Source organism: Roseovarius sp. TE539 (assembly GCF_003298505.1).
Lineage (GTDB): Bacteria > Pseudomonadota > Alphaproteobacteria > Rhodobacterales > Rhodobacteraceae > Roseovarius.
In genome coordinates this window covers 12765-38731 of record NZ_QNGB01000031.1, presented here as the reverse complement: position 1 = coordinate 38731, position 25967 = coordinate 12765, and the positions used below count along the sequence as shown (strand labels likewise).

The 25967-nt window shown below is 62.1% G+C and carries 23 protein-coding genes; 14 read left to right on the top strand and 9 right to left on the bottom strand.

The features are described from left to right. Positions 1–141 precede the first annotated feature (141 nt). From DQW77_RS15435 to DQW77_RS15410, 6 genes are all read right to left on the bottom strand, one after another. A complete protein-coding gene (locus tag DQW77_RS15435; protein WP_113259119.1) occupies positions 142–945 on the bottom strand; it encodes an enoyl-CoA hydratase/isomerase family protein in 804 nt (267 codons plus the stop codon). 43 nt (positions 946–988) lie between these two features. Further along, positions 989–2584: an AMP-binding protein gene (locus tag DQW77_RS15430; RefSeq protein ID WP_113259118.1), complete on the bottom strand. Its 1596-nt coding sequence runs from the start codon at positions 2582–2584 to the stop codon at positions 989–991. 58 nt (positions 2585–2642) lie between these two features. After that, positions 2643–3941: a TRAP transporter large permease gene (locus DQW77_RS15425; RefSeq protein WP_113259117.1), complete on the bottom strand. Its 1299-nt coding sequence runs from the start codon at positions 3939–3941 to the stop codon at positions 2643–2645. After that, positions 3938–4492 carry a TRAP transporter small permease subunit gene (locus DQW77_RS15420; protein WP_181711299.1) on the bottom strand — a complete coding sequence of 185 codons (555 nt, stop codon included), beginning with the start codon at positions 4490–4492 and terminating at the stop codon, positions 3938–3940. Before DQW77_RS15420 ends, DQW77_RS15425 begins: the two co-directional genes overlap by 4 nt. A 98-nt stretch (positions 4493–4590) precedes the next feature. Beyond that, positions 4591–5700: a TRAP transporter substrate-binding protein DctP gene (gene dctP / locus DQW77_RS15415; protein WP_113259115.1), complete on the bottom strand. Its 1110-nt coding sequence runs from the start codon at positions 5698–5700 to the stop codon at positions 4591–4593. A gap of 157 nt (positions 5701–5857) precedes the next feature. Then, positions 5858–6706 (bottom strand): hotdog domain-containing protein, encoded by an 849-nt coding sequence (locus tag DQW77_RS15410; RefSeq protein WP_181711298.1) that lies wholly within the window; start codon positions 6704–6706, stop codon positions 5858–5860. A gap of 88 nt (positions 6707–6794) precedes the next feature. Between DQW77_RS15410 and DQW77_RS15405 the strand changes: the two genes are divergently transcribed. From DQW77_RS15405 to DQW77_RS15370, 7 genes are all read left to right on the top strand, one after another. Next, positions 6795–7304, top strand: coding sequence for a MaoC/PaaZ C-terminal domain-containing protein (locus DQW77_RS15405; RefSeq protein ID WP_181711297.1), 510 nt, complete (start codon positions 6795–6797; stop codon positions 7302–7304). Further along, positions 7301–8902 (top strand): carboxyl transferase domain-containing protein, encoded by a 1602-nt coding sequence (locus tag DQW77_RS15400; RefSeq protein ID WP_113259112.1) that lies wholly within the window; start codon positions 7301–7303, stop codon positions 8900–8902. The genes DQW77_RS15405 and DQW77_RS15400 overlap by 4 nt, the downstream gene beginning before the upstream one ends. 3 nt (positions 8903–8905) lie before the next feature. Continuing rightward, positions 8906–10888: a biotin carboxylase N-terminal domain-containing protein gene (locus tag DQW77_RS15395; protein ID WP_113259111.1), complete on the top strand. Its 1983-nt coding sequence runs from the start codon at positions 8906–8908 to the stop codon at positions 10886–10888. Further along, complete coding sequence (locus DQW77_RS15390) at positions 10888–11349, top strand: MaoC family dehydratase (RefSeq protein ID WP_113259110.1); 462 nt, start codon at positions 10888–10890, stop codon at positions 11347–11349. The genes DQW77_RS15395 and DQW77_RS15390 overlap by 1 nt, the downstream gene beginning before the upstream one ends. Beyond that, positions 11346–12125 (top strand): SDR family NAD(P)-dependent oxidoreductase, encoded by a 780-nt coding sequence (locus DQW77_RS15385; protein WP_113259109.1) that lies wholly within the window; start codon positions 11346–11348, stop codon positions 12123–12125. Before DQW77_RS15390 ends, DQW77_RS15385 begins: the two co-directional genes overlap by 4 nt. Positions 12126–12239: 114 nt before the next feature. Next, a complete protein-coding gene (locus tag DQW77_RS15380) occupies positions 12240–12875 on the top strand; it encodes a TetR/AcrR family transcriptional regulator (protein ID WP_113259108.1) in 636 nt (211 codons plus the stop codon). A 636-nt stretch (positions 12876–13511) separates the two neighbouring features. Further along, positions 13512–14867 carry an 8-oxoguanine deaminase gene (locus DQW77_RS15370; RefSeq protein WP_113259107.1) on the top strand — a complete coding sequence of 452 codons (1356 nt, stop codon included), beginning with the start codon at positions 13512–13514 and terminating at the stop codon, positions 14865–14867. Positions 14868–14874: 7 nt separating this feature from the next. Here the strand turns inward: DQW77_RS15370 and DQW77_RS15365 are convergent, their stop codons facing one another. The 3 genes from DQW77_RS15365 to DQW77_RS15355 form a co-directional block, all read right to left on the bottom strand. Then, the gene (locus tag DQW77_RS15365; RefSeq protein ID WP_181711296.1) at positions 14875–16122 is read right to left on the bottom strand and encodes a M20 family metallo-hydrolase; all 1248 of its coding nucleotides are present in this window, start codon (positions 16120–16122) and stop codon (positions 14875–14877) included. A gap of 57 nt (positions 16123–16179) precedes the next feature. After that, the gene (locus DQW77_RS15360; protein ID WP_113259105.1) at positions 16180–17193 is read right to left on the bottom strand and encodes a hypothetical protein; all 1014 of its coding nucleotides are present in this window, start codon (positions 17191–17193) and stop codon (positions 16180–16182) included. Positions 17194–17305: 112 nt separating this feature from the next. Beyond that, positions 17306–18247 (bottom strand): LysR family transcriptional regulator, encoded by a 942-nt coding sequence (locus DQW77_RS15355; protein ID WP_181711295.1) that lies wholly within the window; start codon positions 18245–18247, stop codon positions 17306–17308. Between the two features lie 269 nt (positions 18248–18516). Here DQW77_RS15355 and DQW77_RS15350 point away from each other — a divergent pair, with 269 nt between their 5' ends. From DQW77_RS15350 to DQW77_RS15320, 7 genes are all read left to right on the top strand, one after another. Continuing rightward, positions 18517–19293 (top strand): creatininase, encoded by a 777-nt coding sequence (locus tag DQW77_RS15350; protein WP_113259103.1) that lies wholly within the window; start codon positions 18517–18519, stop codon positions 19291–19293. 43 nt (positions 19294–19336) lie between these two features. Beyond that, complete coding sequence (locus DQW77_RS15345) at positions 19337–20278, top strand: BMP family protein (RefSeq protein ID WP_181711294.1); 942 nt, start codon at positions 19337–19339, stop codon at positions 20276–20278. Positions 20279–20355: 77 nt separating this feature from the next. Next, positions 20356–21873, top strand: coding sequence for an ABC transporter ATP-binding protein (locus DQW77_RS15340; protein WP_113259101.1), 1518 nt, complete (start codon positions 20356–20358; stop codon positions 21871–21873). Further along, positions 21870–23000, top strand: a complete 1131-nt coding sequence (locus tag DQW77_RS15335) for an ABC transporter permease (RefSeq protein WP_113259100.1) — start codon at positions 21870–21872, stop codon at positions 22998–23000. Before DQW77_RS15340 ends, DQW77_RS15335 begins: the two co-directional genes overlap by 4 nt. Positions 23001–23012: 12 nt before the next feature. Further along, a complete protein-coding gene (locus tag DQW77_RS15330; RefSeq protein WP_113259099.1) occupies positions 23013–23957 on the top strand; it encodes an ABC transporter permease in 945 nt (314 codons plus the stop codon). A 37-nt stretch (positions 23958–23994) separates the two neighbouring features. Then, on the top strand, positions 23995–25002 hold the full coding sequence (locus tag DQW77_RS15325; protein ID WP_113259098.1) for an agmatinase family protein: 1008 nt from the start codon (positions 23995–23997) through the stop codon (positions 25000–25002). Positions 25003–25041: 39 nt separating this feature from the next. Then, positions 25042–25947: a polysaccharide deacetylase gene (locus DQW77_RS15320; RefSeq protein ID WP_113259097.1), complete on the top strand. Its 906-nt coding sequence runs from the start codon at positions 25042–25044 to the stop codon at positions 25945–25947. Positions 25948–25967 lie beyond the last annotated feature (20 nt).

Sequence of the window (25967 nt, the reverse complement as noted above, 5' to 3'; positions counted from 1 at the left end):
CCTTCGCCAGGTCGATCGCCAGCATGCTGATATTCGTCGTCATCGGTGTGCCCTCCGCTAAGTTCCAATCGAACTATTATGGCATAAAGGATGCCGTCAGGTGGGGGCATCCACCGCATCAGTTCAGCTCAACCATTGCCGTCAGCCCTTACCAGAACCGAATTTCGGCGGGCGTTTCTCATGAAAGGCGGCCATGCCCTCGTTCCAGTCCTCGCTGCCGATCAGCATCCCTAGTGCCTCAAGCCCCGCGCGGCGAGCGTTTCTGTGGTCCATATCTTCACAGGCGAGGAGCGCTCGCTTGCTTTGCCCGATGGCGCGGGGGCTAAGCGCGCCCAACTTGCCGGCAAGCTCCAGCGCGGCCTGCATCTCACAGCCTGGCTCGGCCAGCGCGTAAACAAGCCCATATCTGGCGGCTTCCTCAGCATCCACGTGGGAGCCGAGCAGGATCCACTCCATCGCCTTGCTGCGCCCGACATGGCGCGCGAGTTTCTGCACCCCACCAGCGCCGGCAAGCGCACCGATTTTTACTTCAGGCAGTCCCAGCTTGGTGCCCCGTGCCATGACCCGGAAATCGCAGGAGAGCGCCAGTTCGCATCCTCCGCCGAGCGCGTAGCCACCGATGGCCGCAATCACCGGAAAAGGCAGATCCTCGAGCCTGTCGAAGAGCTTGGCGACATGGGCGAGGTAGTCGTCGCGCAGCGAGAAACGAACGTCTGGAACCATCTTATCGTTTGTGAAATAGTCCAGATGCGCGCCGCAGCAGAAGGCCTTGCCGGTGCCGGTGACGATCAGCGCGTGGGGCGGGTCGGCGACCAGCATGTCCAGCGCGGCGTCGAAATCGGCAAGCAGTTCATGGGTGAGCGTGTTCATCTGCGCGCCGCGCAGCATGGTGATCCGCGCCACCCCTGCTTCTGGCTTGTCCAGCTTAATCGTCTTGGTCTTCATTCCTCGTCCTTCCTCTCGCCCACACCGCAAGTCGCTCCAGGCCTCAGCGTTTTAGCGTGATGCCAGCCATCTCGCGGTCCCAGAGCTTTTCCATGCGTTCGGCCGCCCATTCGCGCAGGCGGTATTTCTCGATCTTCTCCGAGCTCGTCTTGGGCAGCGCTTCCATCACCTCCAGGTAGCGGGGCACCATGAAATACGGCATGTTCTTATCGCAAAAGCGGATTATCTCGGCCGGATCGAAGCTCGCGCCCGTCTCCAGAACAAGGCAGACCAGCACATCATCCTCGCCCAGCTCCGAGGGCACGGCCACGGCGGCGGCCTCTCGGATCGCCGTGTGGCTGCAGACGATCATCTCAAGCTCATATGCGGAGATGTTCTCGCCGCGCCGGCGGATCGCATCCTTCTTGCGGTCGACGAAATATAGATAGCCGTCCTCGTCGAGATAGCCCCGGTCGCCGGTGTGGAACCAGAGCGTGCTCATAGTCTTCAGCGTCTCTTCGGGCATGCGGAAATAGCCATCCATCATGATCCCTGGCACGTTCGGACGCACGCCGATCTCGCCCGTCTCGCCGGCGGGCAAGATGTTATCGTCGTCATCGAGGATCGTCACCGTTACGTGATCACGCGCGCGGCCCGAGGCGCCGGCCTTCTCCGCCGGCTCGTCCGGTCCGTGGAGCGTGACGGCGAAGGTCTCGGTCTGCGCGAACAGGGAAGTCACTGCGATGCCCAGATCCTCGGTCAACGGCCGGGCCGCTTCCTGCCCCAGCGCTGGCACGACCATCATCTGCCGCAGCTTTAGCTTGTCGCGATCGAGCCGTCCGATCTCCTTCAGCGCGATATTGGCCATCGCCCCCAGCGCGTTGGCCTGGGTCGCGCCACATGCAGTGATCTCCTCCCAGAAGCAAGAGCCCGAGAAACGCCGCGAAAGCACAAGGCGCGCGCCCGCGATGAGCGCCGGCATCAGGCTGTACCAGAGGGCGTTGCCATGAAACAGCGGCAGGCAGGTATAGATGACATCGTCCTCGGTATATCCGTAAGCGGCGATGACCTGCGCGCCAACGCTTAGCCCCTGCGAATGGGGGGACATGACGCCTTTTGACGGGCCTGTCGTGCCGGAGGTGTACATCAGGAACATTCGGTCTTTATAGCCGACCTCGACCTCGGGCGCGCTCTCCGGCCCGTCGAGGCTGTCAAAATCGGTTAGCTCTTCGGGCAGCGCTTTCTGCCCCTCAGTTACAACTAGGATGTCAGTGATCGCTGCCAGCTTTGCGGCGACGGGCTGCGCGCGCTCCAGCAATGAGAGATCAGTGACCAGCGCGCGCGCCTCAGACTGGCGCAGGAAATAATCCAGAAGCTCGCCCTTGGCGGCAGTGTTCAGCGGCACAGCCACGGCGCCGAGCCGTGCCAGCGCACCGATGAGGAAGAGGAACTCCGGATGGTTGCCGAGAAAGAGCGCCACATGATCACCCTTGCCGATCCCCCGCGCGGCCAGGGCATTTGCGATGCGGTTGGCGCGCCGGTCGATCTCGGCGAAGCTGTAGTCCCGCCCCTCGAAGGTTAGAAAGCTCCGCTCACCGTATTTCTGCGCCTGCTGTGCCAGCACGGCACCAAGAGTGGAATGGACAACACCTTCGGTCATGGGCGGATCTCCTTTCGCAGCGAGCGGGTCGGCATTCAGGGCTGTCTTCGGTGTGGCCTCAGCCAAGCGGCCAGAGGACGATCTGGGGGAAAGCAATCAGTAGTAGGATCAGAAGAAGTTCGATCACCAGAAATGGCAGGCAGCCACGGAAGACATCCGCGAGCGCCATGTTCTCCACCGACCCTTTCACCACGAAAGCGTTCAAACCAACCGGTGGCGTGATCAACCCGATCTCAACCACCTTGACGACAAGCACGCCGAACAGGACCGGGTGCACGCCCAGCTGCTGAGTGATGGGGTAGACAATGGGCATGGTCAGCAAGATCATCGAGATCCCGTCGATGAAGGCGCCGAGCACGAGGAAGGGTAGGAGGATGAGAAGGAGAAGCACCGTTACCGGTGCATCGATCCCGGTGACCCAGAGGGCGACCTCGGTCGGCAGGCGACTGGTGGTGATCGCGAGACTGAAGAGCCCCGCCCCGATGATGAGCGCAAAGACCGAGCAGGTTATCGAGCCGCTCTCACGAAGGCCCTGCCAAAGGATCTCAAACCGCCCACGCCGGGCCAGCGCCATGAGAAGCGCCGTGAAGGCGCCAGCGGCTGCGGCCTCGTTCGGCGTGGCGAAGCCAAGATAGATCGAGCCGACAACGATGCCAAAGAGCAGCATCGCCTCCCAGGTCAGCAGCAGGCTTTTTGCGCGCTCGGCCAGGCCGATCCGACCGGCAGCCGGCCGGCCGCCCACTGCCATCGGGTTGACCCGTCCGATCAAAATGATGCCGAGGATATAGGCGATCGCGGTCATGACACCTGGGATCAGCGCCCCGGTGAAAAGCTGCACGACCGAAGTGCCGGTCGCCAGCCCGTAGATGATGAGGATGCTCGACGGTGGGATCAGCACGCCCAAAGTGCCCCCCGCAGCGACGCAGCCCGCGGCCAGCCTGTCTGAATAACCCGCGGCGCGCATCTCGGGGACGGCGACCCGCGAGATGGCGGAGGCAGTTGCAATGCTTGATCCGCTGACAGTGGAAAAGATGGCGCAGGCGAAGATCGTCGCGGTGGCCAAGCCGCCGCGCATGCCGTCCATGCATTTGTTTGCCGCCTCGAAAGCACGGCCGGAAAGCCCCGTAGCGAAGGCCATGTGACTCATCAACAAAAAGAGTGGGACGACCACGAAGGCGAAATTCGACATGTAGGAATAGGGGAAAGTGGCGACGACATACTCGAACCCCGCCGCCCCACGGGTGAGGTAAACGCCGACCATGCCGCTCGTCAGAAGCGCGAAAGCGATGGGCATTCCCATGATGAGAAGAATCATCAGAAGCCCGATGATCATCCCGCCAAGTTCGATCGGGGTCATTGCGTGCCGCCCTCTGTTGGGCCGGCAGCCGCCCCAGAAGCCTTCCCTCCGCGCGGCCCTCCCCCGCTCGGCCAGAGCGACAGCATCAGGCGCAACGCGTCAATAGCCAGTTGCAACGACAGCAGTAGTAGCCCCAGCGCGATGGTCAGGCGAGCGGGATAGACGGGAAAGCTGATCGCTGCGTGGGTCATTTCGCGCTTGTCGAGAGAATAAAGCGCCTCGCCCGCCGTGTACCATGTCAGCGTGGCGATGGCGGCCAACGCGATCAGCGTGGTGATCAGGTTCAGCACATCGCGCGCCCGAGCGGGAAGATTGTCGATCACCACCCCCATGCGGAAATTCGATTTCGACACCTGCACCGAGGCAAGCCCGAGATACACCAGCGCGATCATCAAGAGGGTGGAGAATTCCGTCGCCCCGCGCACCGGCTGGTTGGCTAGCACCCGCAGCGTGATGTCAGCCACAATCACCAGTGTAATCACGAGGATCGTCGAGCCAGCGAGAACGCCCATCACCACATGAAGTCTTTCAAGGGCGCGCAAGATCCGCATTCGCATCTCTCCTCAAGGCTGGCGCATCATCCAGACCGGCGGATGTCGAGGCGGCGCGCCGCGGGGGCACCGCCTCGGATCTTCGGGCTCGGCGGGCCTTATTCGCCGTACTTCTCGGTGTAGCGGGTCAGTCCCGGCACGTAGTTCAAATCAGCCTCAGCCTCAGCGACCAACTCGCGGTAACGCTCGAGGAAGGCGGCACCATCATGGCCAGCCGCATCAGCCGCGGCGAGCCAATCGTCCCAGATCGGCTGGGCGACGGTGTCGCGGAAGCGCTGCTTTTCCTCTTCGCTCATTATGATGACCTCTGTGGCGCCGGCCTCCTTCAGCTTGGCGACGCTTTCCTCGACCATCGGCTCCAGAACCGAAGCGTAGTGGTTCGGAACCTCGCTCGCCACTTCCTCGATCTTGGCGCGGTCCTCTTCCGACAGGCTGTTCCAGGTGTCGAGATTCATCGAGGTGCTGGAGACGGCATAAACGCCCATGCCGCCGGCATCGGACACGTAGGGCGCGAATTCGTGCACGCCGACTGAAATGCTCGTCAGGAAAGGCGCGGAAGAGAAACCGTCGATAACCTCGCGCTGGAGCGCGCCGACCGAGTCGCCGAAGGCCATCTGCACGGGAACCGCGCCGAGCAGCTCGAGCGCGGTGGCAACGCTCATCACCGAGCGGATCCGCATCCCTTCCAGGTCCTCGACCTTGCGGACGGGCTCGTTCGACCAGATTACATTCTCCGAAAACCCGAGCGCATAGAGCAATTTGACGTTCTGGTCACCGTATTCCTTCTGCAGGGCTTCGGATTCCTGCGCCAGCCTCGCGAAGGCGAAGGAGGTCGCTACCGAATCGTCGGTGATGTAGGGCAGCGTGATGTTGGTAAGCACGTAATCGTCACGCTGAAAGGCGGCGGGCACGCTCATGCCCATGTCGACCGCGCCACGCGACAGGCCCGGATAGATGTCCGGCCCGCCCAGCATCGAGCCGCCAAAGAACGTCTCGAAGGTGACATTCCCGCCTGTGCGCTCAGTCACCTCGTCCATGAACCACCGATCGACCTGTACTAGCGGATCACTGGCGCTGAAGTAAGTCGCGTAGGTGATCGTCGTCTGCGCCGCGGCCATGCCGCCGGCCAGGACGAGTCCGGATGTGAATCCCGAGACGAGGGCAGCGGCAGTGCCGAAAGACCACCGCTTTTTGATGATTGCAGACATTATTTCCTCCCAAGTTGCGACGGGCGGCACGGGCCGGACCCGAAAAATCTATCTAACGACCGTCAGCTTTTCACGTTACCTATTCCACGCTTGGTTTCAAGCCCTTTGGTGGGCAGGGTCGACAAAGCCCTGCGGCTGGCGACCCCGCCCTTGCCCGTCAACCTGCCGCAAAGGTTAGCAACCCACGGGCGATCGGCCGGTCTTCTGAGCCATCCTGGAAGGCGTCCACCTCCACCGTTGCCGTGCCCCGTCCCAGCCGCACCGGAACGGGACGGGCCACAACATCGACAGAGCGCCCGAAGCGAAGGAAGCTGAAATGGGCTGTGACGAGCTTCAAAGGCGCTGCGCCCTCCGTCTGCGCGGCGAGATAGCGGTTGCCGCATTCCTGCAGATGTGCCGCCACCGCCCCGCCATGAAGCGACGGTAGCGAGCTGTTGCCCACCAGCCCGGGCCGGAATGGCAACACGATGCGACCCGCCACAGATTCGCGGAAGGCCATCAACGCCGCGTAATCGCGCGCCTGGCGCAAGGGCGCTGACGGGTAGTTGCCCGCCTCTATCTCCGTCTCTGGCATGGGGCGGCGGATGAAGCGCCCGGTGGCCCGCGCCGCTGCCAGGGGGGCATCCGTCCCGTACGCCTCCGCGGCGACAAGAAGGCTGCCTGCGCCCGGCGCACCAGCCTTGTGCGTCACCCCGGAGACTGCCCGCAACGGCACGCCGAGCGGCGGGCGGGCGAAGTAGTCGATCCGCAGGTCCAGCGTCGCCACCGACTCCTTGAAATCCATGTGAGCCATCGCGCCGATGCCGGAGACCGTGTCGAGCAGCGTTGCCAGCGCCCCCTCGGCGACGCACCCGTCGCCGCCATCAACCGAAGCGCCAGCAGGCATCGTGATGCCGCAGTCCCGCCCCGGGACATCCTCGTAGCGCATCCCCAGCTCGTCATCATGGGCAATGCGCCCGTGCATCGCGCGCACCACGCCGATCTCCGTCCAAGACATATGCTGCATGGCACATCCTCCCTGCTTGCCAAGCCGTGGATCTGCATCTAGCCTAACTAACAGTTGTAAGAAAACAATAGGTGAGGCGCCCATGGGGTTGACATACGAGGAATTCACCGAGGGCCGTCGCTGGGTCACCCAGGGCCGTACCGTCACCGAGGCGGACGTGACGCTGTTCTGCGGCTTGTCAGGCGATTTCAATCCGCTGCATTCCGACGCCGCCTTCAGCGCCGGCAGTGGCTTTGGTGAGCGCATCGCCCACGGCCCGCTCGTACAGGCAATGGCGATCGGGCTGATGTCCCAGCTTAACCTGATCAACGGCACGGCCATGGGACTTTTGAACCTGAACTGGGATTTCCGCGCGCCAGTCCATTTCGGCGACACGGTGCACGCGCGCATCTCGGTGGCCAGCGCGCGTCCGTCGAAATCGGGCTCGGGCGTCGTGGCGCTGCGCTTCGAGGTCCTCAACCACGAAAACCGATTGGTGCAGGAAGGCCAGGCGACGCTGCTGATGGCCTCGGATACGCGGAAACTCCCGCTCGTCGAGGGCGCGGCCGATGTCGATAACGGCGGCAATGTTCAAAGCCCGGGGGAGTGGCCGGAATGAAGCGCCTCACCACCGAGATCGACCCGAAGAGCGAGGGCTTTCAGGCCCGTGCCGACGATTATGCGCACCTTCTTGACCAGCTCGGCGACAATCTTGACTGGGCACTCGACGGCGGGGGTGAGAAAATGGTCCGCCGCCATCGCGAGCGGGGCAAGATCCTTGTGCGCGACCGTATCGACCTGCTGATTGATCCCGGAACCGGCTTTCTTGAGCTCTCGCCCCTGGCGGCCATCGGGCTCTACGAAAACCAGCTTCCCGCCGCTGGCATCGTCACCGGCATCGGTAGCGTCCGCGGCACGAGCTGCATGATCATCGCCAACGATGCCACTGTGAAGGGCGGCAGCTTCTACCGCGAGACGGTCAAGAAGCATATTCGCGCGCAGGAAATCGCGATGGAGAACCGCCTGCCGGTGCTCTATCTCGTCGATTGCGGCGGTGCCAACCTCAACCAAATGGAAGAGGTGTTCTACGACGAAAACCATTTCGGCGGCACTTTCCACCGTCAGTGCCGCATGTCGGCCAAGGGCATCCCGCAACTGGCCATCGTCTTCGGCGAATGCACCGCGGGGGGGGCCTATATCCCGGCGCTCTGCGACGAGTTCATCATGGTCCAGGATGCCGCCTCGATCCATCTGGGCGGACCGCAGATCGTCCAGGCGGCGATCTCGGAGACGGTGAACCGCATGGATCTTGGCGGTGCGGCGATGCATACGCTCACCTCCGGTGTCAGCGACAACATGGCCCCGGATGAGCTCAGCGGCCTCGGCCGGCTGCGCGACATGGTCGAGGCGCTTGGCTATCAGCAGCCCTATGCTGTCCCGCGGGGGGCGGTGGAGCCCCCTCTTCTCAATATCGAGGAGATTCCCGGCATCGTAGGCACGGACCTCTCGCGCCCCTTCGACCAGCGCGAGGTCATCGCCCGCATCGTCGACGGCAGCGCCTTCCACGAGTTCAAGCCCGCATGGGGGGAAACGCTCGTCTGCGGTTTTGCCCAGCTGGAGGGCTTCCCGGTCGGCATCATCGCCAACAACGGCGTGCTCTTCTCCGAGGCCTGCCTGAAGGGCGCCCATTTCATCGAGCTGTGCGACCAGCGCAACATGCCCCTGATATTCCTCCAGAACACCACCGGCTTCATGGTCGGCAGCGAGGCCGAGCGGGGAGGCATCTCAAAGCATTCGGCTAAGCTCGTCTACGCCATGTCGAACGCGCATGTGCCGCGGTACACGGTCATCACCGGGAGCTCCTACGGGGCGGGCAATTACGGCATGTCGGGCCGCGGCTTTCGCCCACGCTTTCTGTTCATGTGGCCCAATGCGCGGCTCGGCGGTATGAACCCCGACGTCGGCAGCGCCGTGCTTATGGACCTGCGTCGCGCATCGATTTCGCGCGGGGCCGACAGCGAGGTCGAGCTGGCAGAGCACGAGGCCAAGCTGCGCGCCATGTTCGAGGAGAAATCCGATCCCTATTTCTGCACCGCACGCCTCTTCGACGACGGCATCATCGACCCGCGTGACACGCGCCGGATCCTCGGGCTGTGCGTCGCGCTCGGCAACACCCTTCCCGACACCGGCGGGCATCGCCCTGTCTACAGGATGTAATCCATGACCGAGTTCCTGACCGCTCCGAACCCCATCCGCACCGTCCTTATCGCCAACAGGGGCGAGATCGCCTGCCGCATCATACGCTCCTGCCAGAGGCTTGGGCTGCGCAGCGTCGCCGTCCATTCCGAAGCGGATGCGAATGCACCCCATGTAAGGCTGGCCGACCGCGCCATATGCATCGGCCCCGCCCCCTCGACGGAAAGCTACCTGAACATACCGCGTATCATCGCCGCCGCACGGGAAGGTTCGGCCGACGCAATCCACCCGGGTTACGGCTTTCTTTCCGAGAATGCGGGTTTCGTGCGCGCGGTCGAGGAAGCCGGGCTCGTCTTCGTCGGCCCCTCAGCCGAAGCGGTGGCGCGGATGGGCTCGAAGATCGAGGCACGACGCATCGCGGACGCGGCCGGTGTGCCCACCGTCCCGGGCTTCGAGGGGCTGGGCGCGGATGGCAAGCCAGCCTCGATGGAGGAGCTGGTCGAGGCCGCAGAACGCATCGGTTATCCGATCATGGTCAAGGCAAATTCCGGCGGTGGGGGGCGCGGAATGCGTCGCGTCCTGGCGCCCGAGGGGCTGGAGACAGCCATCGCCTCAGCCCGGCAGGAGGCCGGCGCTTCCTTCGGAGACGAGACAGTCTTCCTTGAAAAACTCGTCACCGCGCCGCGCCATCTCGAGGTGCAGGTCTTCGGCGACGGAATGGGCGGAGCGCTGCATTTCTACGAGCGCGACTGCTCGGCGCAGCGCAACCACCAGAAGGTGATCGAGGAGGCCCCCGCTCCCAACTTACCCTCGTCCGTGCGCAAGGCGCTTGTGGAAAGCGCGCTGAACCTCACCCGAGCCATGGGCTATTCCGGCGCCGGCACGGTAGAATACATCATGGAGGCGGGCGGCAGTGAACCGTGGTTCCTGGAGATGAACACTCGCCTGCAGGTCGAGCACCCGGTTACAGAGGAAATTTGCGGTGTCGATCTCGTCGCGTTGCAACTGCGCCAGGCGGCGGGGCTGGCGCTCGGGATTGCGCAGGAGCAGATCGTTCCGCGCGGCCATGCGATTGAGGTGCGCCTGAACGCTGAGCGACCAGAGGCCGGTTTCCTGCCTGCCACCGGCCGCTTCGCCCGCGTCGCCGCGCCTAAGGAGCTGCGCTTCGAGACCGGCGTGGAGACGGGCTCGGACGTCGGCAGCCAGTACGATTCGATGCTCGCCAAGCTGATCGCCCATGGACCCGACCGCGAGACCGCCCGCCGGCGCCTGGTGGACGGGCTCGAGCGGCTGGAGATGCTTGGCGTCGGCACCAATCAGGCCTTCCTGGCCGACTGTCTTCGCGCCTCTGCCTTCGTTCGCGGCGAGGTGACAACCTCGTTCTTGAACGAAACCTTCCCCGAGGATTGGTCCCCGGATCCGGCGCATCTTCTTCGGCTGCGCGGGGCGGCGGCGCTTCATGTTGCTCTCAGCGGCGGGGACGACCCGCGCACCCGCCCCGACGGGTTCCGCGTATTGCGCGGCCGCCGCCCGGCCCGGACCGGGATGTTGGTCGCCGATGACTACGGCGAGGCTGAGTTAGTGCTGGAGACGGCCCCCAGCCCCGCTGTACGGCAGGGCGAGGAGCGCGAGGATCTGACCGAAGCGGCCGAAGCCGCTCGCGCGATATCCGAGCCGGGGCCGGCCGGCAGCACCGTGCATGCCGTGCTCGACGGGCTCACCGTCGCCGCTCGCGTTACCCCGCTTGCGGAGGCGCGACTGGGCGGCGCCGGGGCCGGCGGCTCGGAAGGGCAGATCGCAGCGCCACTCACAGGGCGGATTACCGCCATCCATGTGAGCGAGGGGCAGAGCGTCTGCGCCGGCGCCCCGCTGATGGAGATGGAGGCCATGAAGCTCGTCCATTCCCTCGCCTCCCCTTTCGACGGAGTCGTGCGCAAGGTGACCGGCGGAGAGGGGGACACGGTGCAGGCTAAGGCCATTCTGATCGAGATAGAGGAGGTCGTTTGATGGCAGGACTATGGTTCGAGGATTTCAAAGAGGGCATGGTATTTGACCATGAATGGACGCGAACGCTAACCGAGACCGACAACAAGTGGTTCTCGCTTCTGACAATGAACACCCAGCCCGTTCATATCGACAGCCACGCCGCGGCGAAATCGGTCTGGGGTAAACCGCTGGTCAACTCGCTCCTAACGTTGGGCTGCATGGTAGGGATGACGGTGAACGACACCACTTTCGGTACGACCACCGCCAACTTGGGCATGACGGATGTGAAGTTTCCGCACCCGCTCTTCGAGGGCGACACGATCCACATGCGGACCATTGTCATCGCCAAGCGCGAGAGCAAGTCGCGCCCCGACGAAGGTATCGTGACCCTCCGTCACGAATGTTTCAATCAAGATGAGAAGCTCTGCGGTTCCTGTGATCGCGCAGCCCTGATGCGCAAGAGACCGAAGGAGGCGGCATGAGTGCGCCGCGCCGAGTTCTCATCCCCGGCGGCAGCGCGGGGATCGGCCTCGCTGCCGCGCGCCTGATGCTGGAGAACGGCGCCCGCGTGGTGATCGCCGGTCGGAGCGCCGAGCGTGGTGCCCGCGCACTTGACACGCTCGGCGCTGCCGGGAGCGGCGGCCACGGGGGGAAGGATCGCGCAAGTTTCATCGACTGCGACGCGGGCGACGCAGCCTCCTGCATGGCGATGGTGGAAGAAGCCGCCAGCCGCCTCGGGGGGATCGACGCGTTGATCAGCACCGCCGGCGGCAACCCGCGACCGCGCCTCCTCAAGGATATACCTACCGATGCGCTGATGGGCCATATCAACCGCTCGCTCGCACCCACGATCCTACCCGCCCGAGCCGTCCTGCCGGTGATGACCGAAGGCGGTGGCGGCGCTATCGTCTGCCTTGCTTCGGATGCCGGCAAGCTCGCCACGCCAGGTGAGACGGCCATCGGGGCGGCCATGGCAGGGATCATGATGTTCTGCCGCGCCATGGCGCAGGAGGCCAAGCGGCAGGGCATCCGCGTCAACTGTATCACGCCCTCGATCGTCGAGGGCACCGAGCTGCATGACGACCTGATGGCCGACCGTTTCGCCGGCAAGCTCTTCGGCAAGGCCAAGTCCATGGCGCATCTGGGCGTGGTGCAGGCCGAGGAGGTCGCCGCTCTGGCCGCCTTCCTCGCCGGGCCAGGCGGGGCGCGGATCACCGGGCAGACCGTTTCGATTACCGGGGGGATTTCTACAATATAGTGGCGCGGCAGCCATGCATTCCGAGATGGCGACGCGCGACCGGGCTGTTATGACAGAGCCTGCACGCAAAAGGATCCGAAGCTATGGCATCAATGACAGCAGGGAGAATGTCGGATGGGTGAGATGACGGCAACCGATGCGTCCGGCCCGGTCGCCGGGCGCAGCGCCCGGGCTGAGGCCTCGCGGCAGGAGATTCTCGCCGCCGCCGCGGGCATGATGCGCCGCAATGGCTATGCCGAAATGTCGCTGCGAGATGTTGCTGCGAGAGTGCATAAGAAGGCGGGCTCGCTCTACTACCATTTCGCCTCGAAGGAGGATCTTGCCGCCGAGGTCATGCGCATCGGCGTCGAGGCGGTGGAGACCGACGTGCGTGCCACCCTTGCCGGTCTCGGCGAGGAGGCCAGCGCCGAGACGCGTCTGAACGCGGCCATCGAGGTTCACCTGGAGACGCTGCTAAAGCGCTCCGATTTCGTCTCCTCCCATATCCGCTGCTACCCTTTTGTACCCGAGAGCGTGCGCGCCGAACTGCGCGAGGCGCGGCGCCGCTACGATCGGCTGTGGCTCGAACTGATCGGTGATTTCGCCGGCCCCGCCACGCGCGCGGTCGAGGTTCACTACATACGCCACATCCTCGTCGGGGCGCTCAACCAGTCGCTGGAATGGTTCAACCCCAACCGCGATCCCATCGAGGATTTTGCCGGGCAGCTCCACCGCATGCTGCTCGGCCTCAAGGGGAGACAAGCGCGATGAGCTACCGCTCCTGCCTTTTCGTGCCGGGCGCCAGTGCCCGCAAGATGTCCAGGGCTCCCTCCAGCGGCGCTGATGCGCTGATCCTCGATATCAAGGATGCCGTCTCGCGCGCGCAAACCCGAGGCTCGGCGCCTTGTCGCGGAGTTCCCCGGTCAGCAGGTTGGCGCGCTCCCCACGCGTCGCGGTCCCAATGAGCGGATCCACATCCGCAATGAGGTGCCAGCATCTCGGTTGCTGTATGGCGCTCCACCGCGCGATCACTTCACATTTGGCAAAATTCTTTTCCATCAGGCATCGACGCGGAGGCAGAACCTCCCGGAGAGACCAGGCCCCGTGCCCGCCGCATAGGCGCTGAAGCGCTGATTGTTGGTTGGTATGGGAGGTTCCGATCTTGGTGCTCGGCGGCGCCTGAAGGCATCCCCTCCATGGTCTCCCGGTTTTCCTAGGACTTCGCTTGTTTCGCGGGTTCCGCCCGTTCATACACGGGGGGATGTCAAGCCATTCCAGACCCCTGGAATCTTCTGCGCATAAAAAAGGGGGGAATGCCACTGTGTGTTGGGGCTTGGCCGCCAAGGCTGCCATGCATAGAGTTCGCGGCGTGAATGTGCGTAACAAAGCTGCATCAGGAAACGCCAAATGACCACCATCTTGCTTAAAAATGCGGAATGCGTCGTCACCATGGACGCGGAACGGCGCGAAATCGCGGGTGGCGGCGTCTATGTCGACGACGGGCGTATCGTGGCGGTTGGTCCGTCTGAGGAACTTCCGGATGACGCGGACGAAACGCTGGACCTGGCGGGGCAGGTGCTTGTGCCCGGTCTCATCAATACGCATCACCACATGTTTCAGTCGCTGACCCGGGTCTTCGGCGCGGCACAGGACAAGGAACTGTTCGGCTGGCTTGAAAGCCTTTTTCCCGTCTGGTCCCGCCTCACCCCCGAAATGGTGGGTGTATCGACCGAAGTTGCAATGGCCGAGCTCCTCTTGTCGGGATGCACCACGGCCAGTGATCACCTCTACATCTATCCCAATGGCTGCCGACTGGATGACAGTATCGAAGCCGCGCATCGTGTGGGAATGCGATTTCACGCCAGCCGTGGGTCGATGAGCATGGGGCAGAGCAGTGGTGGCCTTCCGCCCGACGCCCTGGTTGAGAACGAGACCCTCATACTGAACGACAGCCAGAGGCTGATCGAGACGTATCACGATCCGACACCCTTCGCGATGTTGCGCATCACGCTGGCGCCTTGCTCGCCTTACACCGTCAGCGAAGACTTGATGCGCGAAACGGCCCGGCTGGCCCGTTCAACCGGCACGCGCCTGCATACGCATATCGCGGAAAGTCAGATCGACGTGGACTATTCCCTTGAGCGATACAATCTCACGCCAAGTGAGTATGTCGAAAAACTTGGATGGGTCGGCCACGACGTCTGGCACGCGCATTGCGTTCATGTCGACAGCCCGGGAATAGATCTGTTCGCGCGAACGGGCACCGGCGTTGCACATTGTCCGTGCTCAAACATGCGGCTTGCCTCCGGGGTCGCGCCGATCTGGAAAATGCTGCAAAAGGGCGTTCCCATCGGTCTTGGCGTCGACGGCTCTGCATCAAGCGACGCGGGGAACCTGATGAACGAAGCGCGGCAAGCCATGCTACTCCAGCGTGTCGGCGGGGATGCAGGTGCGCTTTCGGCGCGACAGGCCCTTGAAATGGCCACGCTCGGCGGGGCCAGGGTTCTGGGGCGGGACGACATCGGCGCATTGGCGCCAGGCATGGCGGCCGATCTGGCCGCGTTCGACCTGGGCCGCATCGAGTATGCGGGCGCCCGCCACGATCCGGTTGCTGCACTGGTATTCTGCGGCTCGACGCCAAGCCAACATGTGATCGTGAATGGAAGGTTCCTGATCAAGGATGGCGCATTCACCAGCATCGACCCCGGCGTGCTCGTCGAGCGCCACAACGCCCTGTCCCGTGACCTCTTGTTCGGCAGCTAGAATGGGTTCAGGCAGCCCGGGCCAAAATCGCGCGCAGGAGCACATTGCAGCCGGCGGCAAGATGCTCTTTGCTGGCGTATTCCGCGACATTGTGGCTGATACCGTCGCGGCATGGAACGAACAGCATGGCGGTTGGCACCAGAGACGCCACATTCGCGGCGTCATGCAGGGCGCCGCTCGGCATCTTCCGGTATGACAGTTGCAGCGACTTCGCCGCCTTCTCGAGCGCTTCGACGCAGCTTTTGTCGAACAGCGTGGGCGGCACCGCGAACCGGTCGCGCACCTTCACGTCACAAGTGTGCGCGTTCGCGACCGTCTTGCACACCTCTCTGCAACGGGCGCGCAACCGGTCTATTGCCGCAGCGTCCGGATGACGGATGTCGATCACGAATTCCACCTGACCGACAACCGTGCTTGGCCCGTCCGTGGCTGTCTTCAATCGCCCCACGCTGACCCTTGCGTCAGACCCTTCCTCTTTTCCGGCCTTGTTGAGTTCCACCAGCATCGCCGCGGCTGCGAGCAACGCATCGCGGCGCGCATCAAGGGGCGTTGTCCCGGCATGGGCATCGGCGCCCGTGACCTGCACGTCGAACCAGCAGAGGCCCTGTACCGATGTCACAACCCCCACATCCGCGCCGCAGGCCTCCAGCACAGGCCCTTGTTCGATGTGCAGTTCGAAAAACGCGTCCATCGGAAGGTCGTTGCGCGATGACGTGCCCCGCCAGCCGATGGCTTCGGCCTCATCTGCAAAGCGCTGTCCATCGGTAGAGATCGTTTCGTCGAGTGTTTCGTCGTCGATCCGCCCCGCAAACCATGCCGATCCCAGCATGCCGGGCGCAAACCGCACACCTTCCTCGTTGGTCCAGTTAATGAGCATGAGGGGGGCTTCGGTTTCGAGTCCGGCGTCATTGAGGGTCTCGACCACTTCCAGCGCCGTCAGCATGCCCGACACCCCATCGAACCGCCCTCCGTGTGGCTGAGTATCGAGGTGGCTACCCGCGGCAACGGCGGCCCTGCCACCATCGCGTCCCGGTCGCATTGCGAACATGTTGCCGGCGCGATCGGACTTGAGTTGCATTCCCGCATCACGACACCATTGTGCGAAAAGTTCTCGGGCCGCCCGGTCTTCCGCTGTGAGCGCAAGACGGCAATTGCCGGTCTCCTCAATCGGTCCGATCTCTGCCATCTCCATGTGGCGTGCCCACAGTCGATCGCTGTTGATCTTCGGGATTTCATCAAAGGAACGAACCGGCATGGGCGCCCTCGTTTTCATGCTGTGCTTGGGCAGATCAGTCGCAGTTATCCGGTGCGCTCAGAGCCGAATGAGAGGCTGATGAGCACAACGGAACGAGCCGCCGAAGTCAGACGGATAGTTGTAGGGGAGGCGGACAACTTCGAACCGACGCTTTTTCAGCTCATTCGCCACGTCGTCGAGTGCCTCCACCGCGGGAACCACGACAGTGTGATCGTCCAGCACGAGGTTATTGCAGGCCATGTGACGCTTGGCATGGAACTTGTCGACCACGATATGATCCCAATCGCGAATATGCTCGGGCAAACCCTGCGGGAAGGCTTCTTCGCAAATCACGGTCACGCCTTCACGCGGTGTGCAGAGAACGCAGTCCAGGTGCGGAAACATCGGATCGATCGCGATCATTTCCACGCTGTAGTCCGGGCCGAGCATATGCTGCAGCCACTTGGCCCCCTCGGAGTTGCTGCATCCGCCGGAATGGCCCACGAGAATCTTCTGCCCCAGCACGAAGATATCGCCACCTTCGAGATATCCCCATCCCGGCGCATCACGACTTTCGACCGCGCCACTGTCGGGTTGGGCAAAATAACGTGCGCCACGCTCCATCGTCTCCGCCAGGATCGGGCGGATGGCGAAACGCTGGCGCCTGTGGAACAGTGACCTTGGCGCAAGTTCGATCACATTGTTTCCGATCGTCACGAACGGGTCGCGCATCCAACCCGTGACGATGCCATGATTTTCCCCGCGTGGAAACTTGAGGTCCTCGGGGGCCAGTTCCCCGGCCACCTGAACACCAATGCCCTGCTGGCGAAGAAAATCAATCGCTCCTTGGATCTGGGATTTGAAACCTGCGAAACGCTCGGGGTCCGCCTCGGCAACGTCACGGCCCTGGTTCTCAACCCAGAATTCGTGGAAATCGCCATACGCGCGCTGCTTTGAGTCGCCATAGAACATCGGCATTACCCAACGGTCGGGTGAACCATAGACGCATTCCTTCAACGTGCCCCATTCGGAACTGACGTGGATTGGCGCAGTGCCCTGCGCTGCAGAAGGATCATTGGAACGGCCGGGCATGCTAACCTCCTTTGCGACGTATCAATGCCAACGGCCACTGTGTCTCGACATATCGTCAAGTAACAGCGACAGAGGATGCAAGCTTACTTGTGGGCAGGCGCAATTAACACGGTCAGCCGGGGCTGCTGTGGCTCCCGCCATCGTCGGGTTCTGACTTGAGCAGGAAATCTCGAAAGACCTTGATCGTCGGCTCTTCGGCCATGTCCGAACGGTAAGCTATGTAAAAGGTCAGCGTGAGCGGAGTCCGCGGAACCACGATTTCCACAAGATCGAAATCCCGCATCAGCTCGGCATAGTGGGTTGGAAGAACTCCGACCCCGAAATGCGCGGCGATCAGGGTGGTGATCGTCTCCACGCTGTCCACGGTAGCAACCGGAACGAGGGGATAGGTTCGTTCCAGCCGGTTGAAGCTGGGCATCTTGTATCGGCGGGCAATGAAAGGGATGGGTTTGCCATTCCCGTCCGGGGCGGCAAAGGTTGCCTCGATGCTTTCTCGGTCAGGATTGTCCCGGGCGATGTAAACCCGTTGCTGCTCAGAGAAGGCGGGTAGATAAGTCAATGGACTCAAATAGTTAGGTTGGGCGGTGATCGCCACGTCCAAATGCCGCTCCCGTAGCGCGATCTCGATCGTCGCTGGCGACATGAGCGACATTTCCACGAACATGTCCGGGTATGTCATCGCCACCTTCTGAAGCGCCAGCACGACCCGTGCCTGGGGATTGGAAAGCGTGTTGTCGATGAGGCCCAGTCGCAGCCGTCCCTTTACGGTCTGACTGATGATCCGGGCTGAGGTTTCGAACTCGTCGCATTCCTGGATCAACCGTTGCGCCTGCCTGTAGATCTCTTTTCCTTGCGAGGTCAGCGCAAAACCGCTGCGCCCTCTCTGGCACAATCGAATACCAAGGCGTGTCTCGAGGCCAGACAATGCACGGCTGACTGCGGTGAGGTCCATGCCGAGGGCGGACGCGGCCGAGGAAAGGCCCTCATGCTCCACGATGCTGGCAAACACGCGAAGTTGTTTGACATCGAGATTGGACAAGTGAAACGTGCTCACGGCCACTTCCTTGCTGTTGCGTGCAAGTATAATTGCTCGAATATGCCTGTAATTCCAGAAGTGATTCAAGGTTACTCTTTCCTCAGAGCGGCTGCTTCCAGCTGTACTGGGGCCGTTGGCCATGAGGAGAGGGCCACAATGCTCGCGTGAAAAGACAAAGCCTGACGGCCGGGATTGCCGCATGTCGTGAACGTCGCGGCTGGCGCAAAGAAATGTTGCGCAAGCTGCGCGGGACGTTCTCTGTCAAGGCTTGAGAAAGGGGACTTGGGATGCCTAGCGTGATGATGTCCGAGTTGTCCTGGGATACTTACCAGCGCCAGCTTCGCGAGGAGGACGCCATCGTGATCGTGCCGGTTGGCGCGGTCGAGCAGCATGGATATCACCTGCCGCTCGGGACCGACTCATTGATGGCCAGCTACATGGCACGGCGTGCCGCGGAAAATGTTGGCGGTATCGTTGCGGAGCCGGTTGCCTACGGCGCCCGATCTCAGGTGCGCACTGGCGGCGGTCCGCACCGTTGCGGCACCACAAGCCTGAACGCGGAAACACTGATTGCCGTAGTGCATGACGTTCTTGTCGAAATCGGCCGCCACGGCGCGCGCAAGATTGCCGTGATTGATAGCCATTTCGAGAACAGGTTTTTCCTCGACGAGGCATGCCACCGGGCGCAGCAGACGCTCGCGCTCAGAGGCCATGACGCACGCATTCTCAAGATGCTCTATGCCGAACGCATCGAGCCGGAGACGATGGATGCGGTCTATGCGGGCATGGACAATCCACCGGGCCTCGATCTCGAACATGGCGGAATCCTTGAGACCGCGATGATGCTCTACTGCTATCCCGACCTTGTCGACATGTCGCGGATTGCCGACGAAACGCCGCCGGGTTTCCCGCCTTATGATCTTTTCCCGGTCGAGCCGGCCTGGGTGCCTGAATCGGGATGTCTGTCTTCCGGAAAGACGGCGTCCCGCGAAATCGGCGAAATGCTTGTCGAAGAGTTCGTCACCCATGTGACCGACTCTCTGCGCAAGGAATTTCGCCGGTAGACGAGTCCAAACGAAGACAACTTCATCAACAGGGAGAATGCACATGCTACACCATTTGAAAGTCGCGGCACTCGCGGCCGTCACGGCGATAGGCACGTTGGCGGTTACACCCGCGTTCGCAGAAGCACCGCGGGTCGCGGTCGCCTTGCCGGGAATGATCACCGACCGCGCGTTCAACGAGAACGTCTACAATGGCCTGGTGATGGCCGAAGAACAATTCGGCGCAGATACCGCATATACCGAAAACGTGTCACAGGCGACGCAAGTCGAGGTCATGTCGGATTATGCACGTCGTGGATACGACATCGTGGTGGGCGCCGGGGGCGAATATACCGATGCTGCCGAACGCGTGGCGGCGAGCTTTCCGGAAACAACGGTGATCGTGCTCAATGGCGCGCCAACCGAAGGCGTGACCACCATAAACTACAATAACCCGGAATTCGGCTATCTCGTAGGGCTGGTCGCCGGTCATGTAAGCGAGACCGGTGTTGCCGCCGCCCTTAGTGCACAGGAGTTCGCGGCATTCACCAATGTGGTCGACGGTTTCCGCAAGGGGTTTCAGACAGCCAATCCCGAAGGCGAGGTTCTCGTGGCCTACACGAATGACTGGGCCGACATTGCGAAAGCCAAGGAGGCGTCGTTCAACCTGATTTCGCAAGATGTTGACGTGATCCTTCCCTATCTCGACGCGGGCTGGGTCGGCGTCGCCCAGGCCGCGGAAGAACGCGGAATCCACACGGTGGGGATTTTGCACGAATCCGACACCAATCTGGTTTCAGCGCGGCTCGATTTTGCCCGCGCGCTCGCCTGGGCGGTCGAGAAATACCAGGACGGCACGCTGGAGCCCCAGGATTACGTGATCCATCTCACCTCCGTCGACCAGTTGGGAGATTTCAGCGATGCGGTGCCGGAAGACGTGCGTGCGCGCGCGCTCGAAGCGGTTGAGAAGATCAAATCGGGCGCGTTGAGCTTCGACACTGAATAAGCATCAATTGGCGCGTCCCGGTTTCATTCGACAAACGGGGCGCGCCCTTTCCAAGAACAATCTGGAATCGAACAGAGATGACGAACGCTCCCGACCGGCTGGCTCTTGAAGGCATCGTCAAAAGATTTGGCGCGTTCCGCGCAAACGATGACGTGAACCTGAAGATCGCCGACCAGTCGATTCATGCCATTCTGGGCGAGAATGGCGCCGGAAAATCGACATTGATGAATGTTATCTACGGCCTCTACACGCCAGACGCGGGGCGCATCCTTTCGCGTGGCAAAGAGGTGACGATCGGGGATCCGCGAGAGGCCATGGCACTCGGGATCGGCATGGTTCACCAGCATTTCAAGCAGGTCAACACGATGTCGGTTGTCGAGAACGTGGTCCTGGGCCTGCCCGGGCGGCAGATACTCGATCTTGATGAGGACCGTCGCCGCATCGAAACGATGGCCGCCGAACTTGGATCCGAGATCGACCCGGACCAGCTGATGTCGACGCTTCCCATCGGGACGCAGCAGCGTGTCGAAATACTGAAGATGCTATATCGCGAAGCCGACCTGCTTATCCTTGACGAACCGACGAGCGTCCTGACACCGAACGAAATCGAGTCCTTTTTCAAACTGCTGTCGCGTTTGCGCGAAAGCGGACGAACGATCCTTCTGATCACACACAAACTTGACGAAGTGATGGACTTGTCCGACCGCGTCACGGTCATGCGCCAGGGGCGCGTGGAGGCAGAGTTGGAAACCTCCGCGACCACGCCAAAGGAGCTTGCGCGCGTCATGGTCGGCCGAGACGTGGTTTTCGATGTGCCGCACACGCCACCCAAGGTTGGAGCCCCGGTGCTCGAGCTCGACAGGATCAGTGCGGTCGACGATCGCGGCGTAAGCGCCCTTGATGAACTCTCGCTTTCGGTGCGCGAGGGAGAGATCCTCGGCATCGTCGGTATCGACGGAAATGGCCAGAGGGAACTTGCCGAAACGGTCGCGGGCCTGCGCAACCTTACAAGCGGCAAAATCACCGTATCGGGGAGAGACGCGGAAGGCTACGACCCGGCAGAACGAAAGCACAAGCTGGGCGTCGGCTACGTTCCCGAAGACCGGCAAAAGGTCGGTCTCGACCTCGACAGCGACGTCTCGCTCAACATGGTCCTGCGCGGATTTCGCGAAAGGCCCTTCGCCATCCGCGGGTGGATGGACTATGCAAGAATTCGAAGCCACGCAGAAGACTTGGCGAAGCGCTACGACGTGCGGATGCAGGGAGTTTCGCAGATTGCGCGCGATCTTTCAGGCGGCAATCAGCAGAAGATCATCCTTGCGCGGGAAATCGAGGACAATCCCAGGGTTCTTGTGGTTTCCCAGCCGACGAAGGGGCTGGATGTGGGGGCTATCGAATTCGTGCAGCGCACACTTCTGTCACAGCGCGATCGGGGTGATGCTATCCTCTACATTTCGAGCGAACTCGAGGAGCTGCTTCTCGTGGCGGACCGCCTGGCAGTGATCTTCAAGGGCCGCATCGTGGGAGAACTGCCGGCCTCCGAAGCAACATCGGAGAAATTGGGCTTGTTGATGACGGGTAAGGAAGTGGCATGAACACTGGTGAAACTGGATCGAGCGTTTCCCCGATCGACGCCGAAGCGCGTCTGCAGTTGCGTCTGCTCGGCCTCGTCAAGATCGTCTACCTGTTGAAAACCGTTTGGGCGGTGATCGCAGCCCTGCTTATCGGCGCGATATTCATTCTTCTTGCGGGTGGGAACCCTCTTGAAGGCTATAGCGCTCTTTTCCGCGGCGCCTTTGCCGACTATTGGGGCATTGGCGACACTCTGGTGCGAATGTCGCCGCTACTTCTTGCGGGCCTCGCGGTCATAATCCCGCTCCGTGCAGGGCTGTTCAACATCGGCGCGGAGGGGCAGATCTACATCGGGGCGCTCTTTGCGACGATAGCGGCCCTTTACCTTCCGGATTTTCTGCCCGGCTTCCTGCGGATCGTCCTCTGTATCGCGGTAGGGGCCTTGGGCGGTGCGCTCTGGGCAGCGATACCCGGTCTGCTCAAGGCCTATCGCGGCACCAACGAAATCATCACCTCGCTTCTTCTGAGCTATGTCGCCATCAACATGATTGGCGCGGTGCTGCATACTTGGTTGATCGAGCCGGGGGCACCCTATCCCTACTCGCGTGAAGTTCCCGAAGAAGTGATCCTGCCGACCTTCATGCCCCGCACACAGGCGCATGTCGGGATCATGATCGCCTGGGTCACGGCCCTCCTCGTCGCCATCATGTTCTGGCGAACGACATTGGGCCAGTCGATCCAGATCGTCGGTCACAACAAGCACGCCGCCGCGTATGCGGGCCTCAACGTAAAGCGTCTTACGGTATTGAGTTTCGCGCTCGGCGGTGCGATGGGCGGGCTGGCTGGTGTCTTCGAGGTGCTGGGCCTGAAATACCGTCTCTTCGATCATTTCAGTCCGGGGTACGGGATGCAGGGCATCATCGTGGCCTTTCTTGCGGCGCTGAACCCGATCGGCGCCATTCTGGCGGCGATCTTTCTTGCAGGCCTTCAGGTCGGCGCCGGCTCGATGCAGCGCGCCACCGGAATTGACACCACGATGGTGGCTGCCCTTCAGGGGCTGGTCGTGTTGTGCGTGGCCATGGGCCTGGCGTTCAAGTTTCATCCTGACCGTTGGCGGCGTCGGATCGCAGCCTGGCGCCGCGATCGCTGAGGAGGCATCACGATGTTCGAGTTCCTGATCAATCCCGCTCAACTGGCCGATGTTCTCAGCACGGCGTTGAGGCTTTCCATCCCTCTGATCTTCGCCGCCATGGGCGGACTTCTTTGTGAACGCGCCGGCGTTTTCAACATCGCCCTGGAAGGGCAAATCCTGTTCGGAGCATTCGGGGCGGCCGTTGGGGCCTATTATTTCGGCTCGCCATATGCAGGGCTTCTCGTGGCTATCGGTTTCGGTATGCTCTCGGGGCTTCTGCTGGCGATCCTGGGTATCTCGTTGAGGGTCAATCAGATTGTCGTGGGCATCGCGATCATCCTGTTCGCCACCGGCTTCACCTCCTTCATGTCACGGTTGTTGTTTCCGGGAGGTGGCAACAGTCTGACTCTGGATGGGTTCGGCCCGATCAATATTCCGATACTGAGCGACATTCCGATCGTGGGAAAGGTGCTGTTTGCACAAAATGGGCTCGTCTACGGTGCATTGTTGCTGGTTCTCGCCATCAACTTCCTGCTTTTCCGAACCCGTGCGGGTATGTCCATCCGAGCCGTCGGCGAAACGCCGTCCGCGGCGGACGCGGCGGGCATTCATGTGTTCCGGACACGATATGCCTGCGTCATCACCGGGTCGGCGATGGCAGCTTTGGGCGGTGCCTATCTGGTTTTGACGCAGGTTCTTCTCTTTTCGGACAAGATGAGTGCGGGCAAGGGCTTTATCGCACTCGCGGCGATTGTCCTCGGGCGCTGGCAGCCGAAACTGGCATTCATGGCCTGCCTGCTTTTCGGGTTTTTCGATGCGGTCCAGCTTCGTCTTCAGTTTAACAACCCGGAGATCCCGTTCCAAGTTTTCGCGGCGCTCCCCTACCTTGTCTCGATCCTGGCATTGGTCGGGTTGATGGGGCGGGCCAATCCGCCGTCTTCCATCGGTCGCCCCTATGATCGCGAGATGCGATGAGGCGTAGGTCGGTTTGTGCATTAGGAAGGACCCAATCATGAAAAAGGAAGCGCTGCAGCCCGCTGGCGTCGAGAGAATCTACGGTGATGTTCCGCCCTTCATGGCCGCGGAACATGTGCGCGATGCGGCAAAGCTTGTGGTGGATGCCGCGGTCATCGGCATGCCCTATGACGGTATCGCCACGTTCCGCGGTGGCGCGACGCGACGCGGACCCCAGGAAATCCGGAAGTTCTCTCTGCTGTTCGGGGGATACAATTTCGACTGGGACATGGATGTTTTCGACACCTTGCGCTTGGCCGATCTGGGCGATGTCGATGTTGTTCCCGGCGACAACGCAGAAAGCTACAAACGGTTCGAAGACAAACTCGGCGCGGTGCTGGGCCAGGGCGCTGTGCCCTTCAGTCTTGGCGGAGATCATGGCATCACCTATCCGGCCATGTCTGCCGTTGCCCGGCATCATGACGCGCCGATGGGGCTGGTGGTCTTCGACACGCACCTCGATCTCAGTGAAGCTCTCAACGGCGATCGGCTGACCCGGGCCTCTCCGATCCTGCGCATCTGCGAATTGCAGCATGTCGATCCGAAACGGGTCGCCATCATCGGCGCCAGGGGTCCGCGCAACCTGCCTGACTGGTCGCCGCTCTACCGTGAACTCGGGATATCGGTCTTTCCGATGGAACAGATTGAGCAGGAGGGTATCGAGGCGGTGTCAAGCACGGCGCGTGACGTTGCGACAAAGGACGGCGCCCATCTTTATGTCAGCGTAGATATCGACAGCATAGACCCGGCCTATGCACCTGGAACCAACAGCCCCGAGCCCGGTGGCCTGACCTCGCGTGAAATCATCCGCGGCGTCCGCGTGGCGGCACGTGACGGATTCGCAGGCTTCGACATCGTTGAGGTGTCCCCGGATTTCGATAGCCGGAGCGGAAGCACAAGCGTTCTGGCCGCCCGCATTGTTGCCGAAGCTCTTTGCTGTCTCGCGGCAAGCCGTAGTGGCCGAAAGGATGCCTGGCGCCACGCCCACATCTCGAGGGGCGGTTAGGTCGGTTACCGAAGTCTTCACCCGTTGAAAGGACATCCAATGATCCGCAACCCGATTCCATGGCCGAACGGTGCAAAATGCGCGGTCTCCGTCACCTTTGACATGGATGCTGACAGCCTGGTTCACATGGCGCATCCAGGTCGCGCGCCAGACATGGTCGCAGCCACCTCGATGCTGCGCTACGGACCCGAGGTCGCCATTCCTCGCATCCTCGAAACCTGGCGCAAGCTGGAGATCACGCAGACATTCTTCATTCCTGCTTGGTGCGCTGAAACTCATCCTCGCGCGGTCGAGCAGATTGCAGAGGCCGGACACGAAATTGCGCTGCACAGCTACATCCACGAGATGTCGCATGACAAACCCCGCCATGAAGAGGCTTATTGGCTGCGCCGGGCGAGCGAGAGTCTGACCAGGATCGCAGGGGCGGCGCCACGCGGCTGGCGCGCACCGATGTATTCCTTCTCCCGACATTCGGCCGATCTGCTGATCGACGAAGGATTTGTCTACGACGCGTCCCTGATGGGGGACGACATCCCCTACATGCTGGAGACAGACAAGGGCCGACTGGTCGAGCTACCCGCCCATTGGGGCACCGATGACTATCCGCAGTATGCCCACACGCCGGATCTTGACTACATGGTGCCGGTGAAGGCGCCGCGGGCCGGGATAGAGAATTATCAGGATGAATTCGATGCCCATCATTCCCATGGCGGAATGTTTGTGGGTGTCTGGCATCCCTTCCTTACCGGCCGCCTCACCCGTTGGCACCACATCGAGAAGATGCTGCTGGAATGGCGAGAGAAAGGCGACGTCTGGTTTGCCTCGATGGAAGAGATCGCCCGGCATGCGCTCGACTGCGAAAAGGCCGGCACATACCAGCCACGAACAAGCAAGCTGCCATTTTATGACGAGCCTGTCTCTCTCTTGCAGCCCCAGACGAAGTAACTCAGCAGGGTCATCCTGCC

Bases quoted from the DNA above. Each gene is read 5' to 3' on its own strand.
- DQW77_RS15345 (WP_181711294.1), top strand. From the start codon at position 19,337: ATGCTACACCATTTGAAAGTCGCGGCACTCGCGGCCGTCACGGCGATA.
- DQW77_RS15420 (WP_181711299.1), bottom strand. From the start codon at position 4,492: ATGCGGATCTTGCGCGCCCTTGAAAGACTTCATGTGGTGATGGGCGTT.
- DQW77_RS15400 (WP_113259112.1), top strand. From the start codon at position 7,301: ATGAAGCGCCTCACCACCGAGATCGACCCGAAGAGCGAGGGCTTTCAG.
- DQW77_RS15430 (WP_113259118.1), bottom strand. From the start codon at position 2,584: ATGACCGAAGGTGTTGTCCATTCCACTCTTGGTGCCGTGCTGGCACAG.
- DQW77_RS15390 (WP_113259110.1), top strand. From the start codon at position 10,888: ATGGCAGGACTATGGTTCGAGGATTTCAAAGAGGGCATGGTATTTGAC.
- DQW77_RS15435 (WP_113259119.1), bottom strand. From the start codon at position 945: ATGAAGACCAAGACGATTAAGCTGGACAAGCCAGAAGCAGGGGTGGCG.
- DQW77_RS15320 (WP_113259097.1), top strand. From the start codon at position 25,042: ATGATCCGCAACCCGATTCCATGGCCGAACGGTGCAAAATGCGCGGTC.
- DQW77_RS15365 (WP_181711296.1), bottom strand. From the start codon at position 16,122: ATGCCGGTTCGTTCCTTTGATGAAATCCCGAAGATCAACAGCGATCGA.
- DQW77_RS15395 (WP_113259111.1), top strand. From the start codon at position 8,906: ATGACCGAGTTCCTGACCGCTCCGAACCCCATCCGCACCGTCCTTATC.
- DQW77_RS15340 (WP_113259101.1), top strand. From the start codon at position 20,356: ATGACGAACGCTCCCGACCGGCTGGCTCTTGAAGGCATCGTCAAAAGA.
- DQW77_RS15370 (WP_113259107.1), top strand. From the start codon at position 13,512: ATGACCACCATCTTGCTTAAAAATGCGGAATGCGTCGTCACCATGGAC.
- DQW77_RS15325 (WP_113259098.1), top strand. From the start codon at position 23,995: ATGAAAAAGGAAGCGCTGCAGCCCGCTGGCGTCGAGAGAATCTACGGT.
- DQW77_RS15350 (WP_113259103.1), top strand. From the start codon at position 18,517: ATGCCTAGCGTGATGATGTCCGAGTTGTCCTGGGATACTTACCAGCGC.
- DQW77_RS15425 (WP_113259117.1), bottom strand. From the start codon at position 3,941: ATGACCCCGATCGAACTTGGCGGGATGATCATCGGGCTTCTGATGATT.
- DQW77_RS15335 (WP_113259100.1), top strand. From the start codon at position 21,870: ATGAACACTGGTGAAACTGGATCGAGCGTTTCCCCGATCGACGCCGAA.
- DQW77_RS15410 (WP_181711298.1), bottom strand. From the start codon at position 6,706: ATGCAGCATATGTCTTGGACGGAGATCGGCGTGGTGCGCGCGATGCAC.
- DQW77_RS15330 (WP_113259099.1), top strand. From the start codon at position 23,013: ATGTTCGAGTTCCTGATCAATCCCGCTCAACTGGCCGATGTTCTCAGC.
- DQW77_RS15360 (WP_113259105.1), bottom strand. From the start codon at position 17,193: ATGCCCGGCCGTTCCAATGATCCTTCTGCAGCGCAGGGCACTGCGCCA.
- DQW77_RS15380 (WP_113259108.1), top strand. From the start codon at position 12,240: ATGGGTGAGATGACGGCAACCGATGCGTCCGGCCCGGTCGCCGGGCGC.
- dctP (WP_113259115.1), bottom strand. From the start codon at position 5,700: ATGTCTGCAATCATCAAAAAGCGGTGGTCTTTCGGCACTGCCGCTGCC.
- DQW77_RS15385 (WP_113259109.1), top strand. From the start codon at position 11,346: ATGAGTGCGCCGCGCCGAGTTCTCATCCCCGGCGGCAGCGCGGGGATC.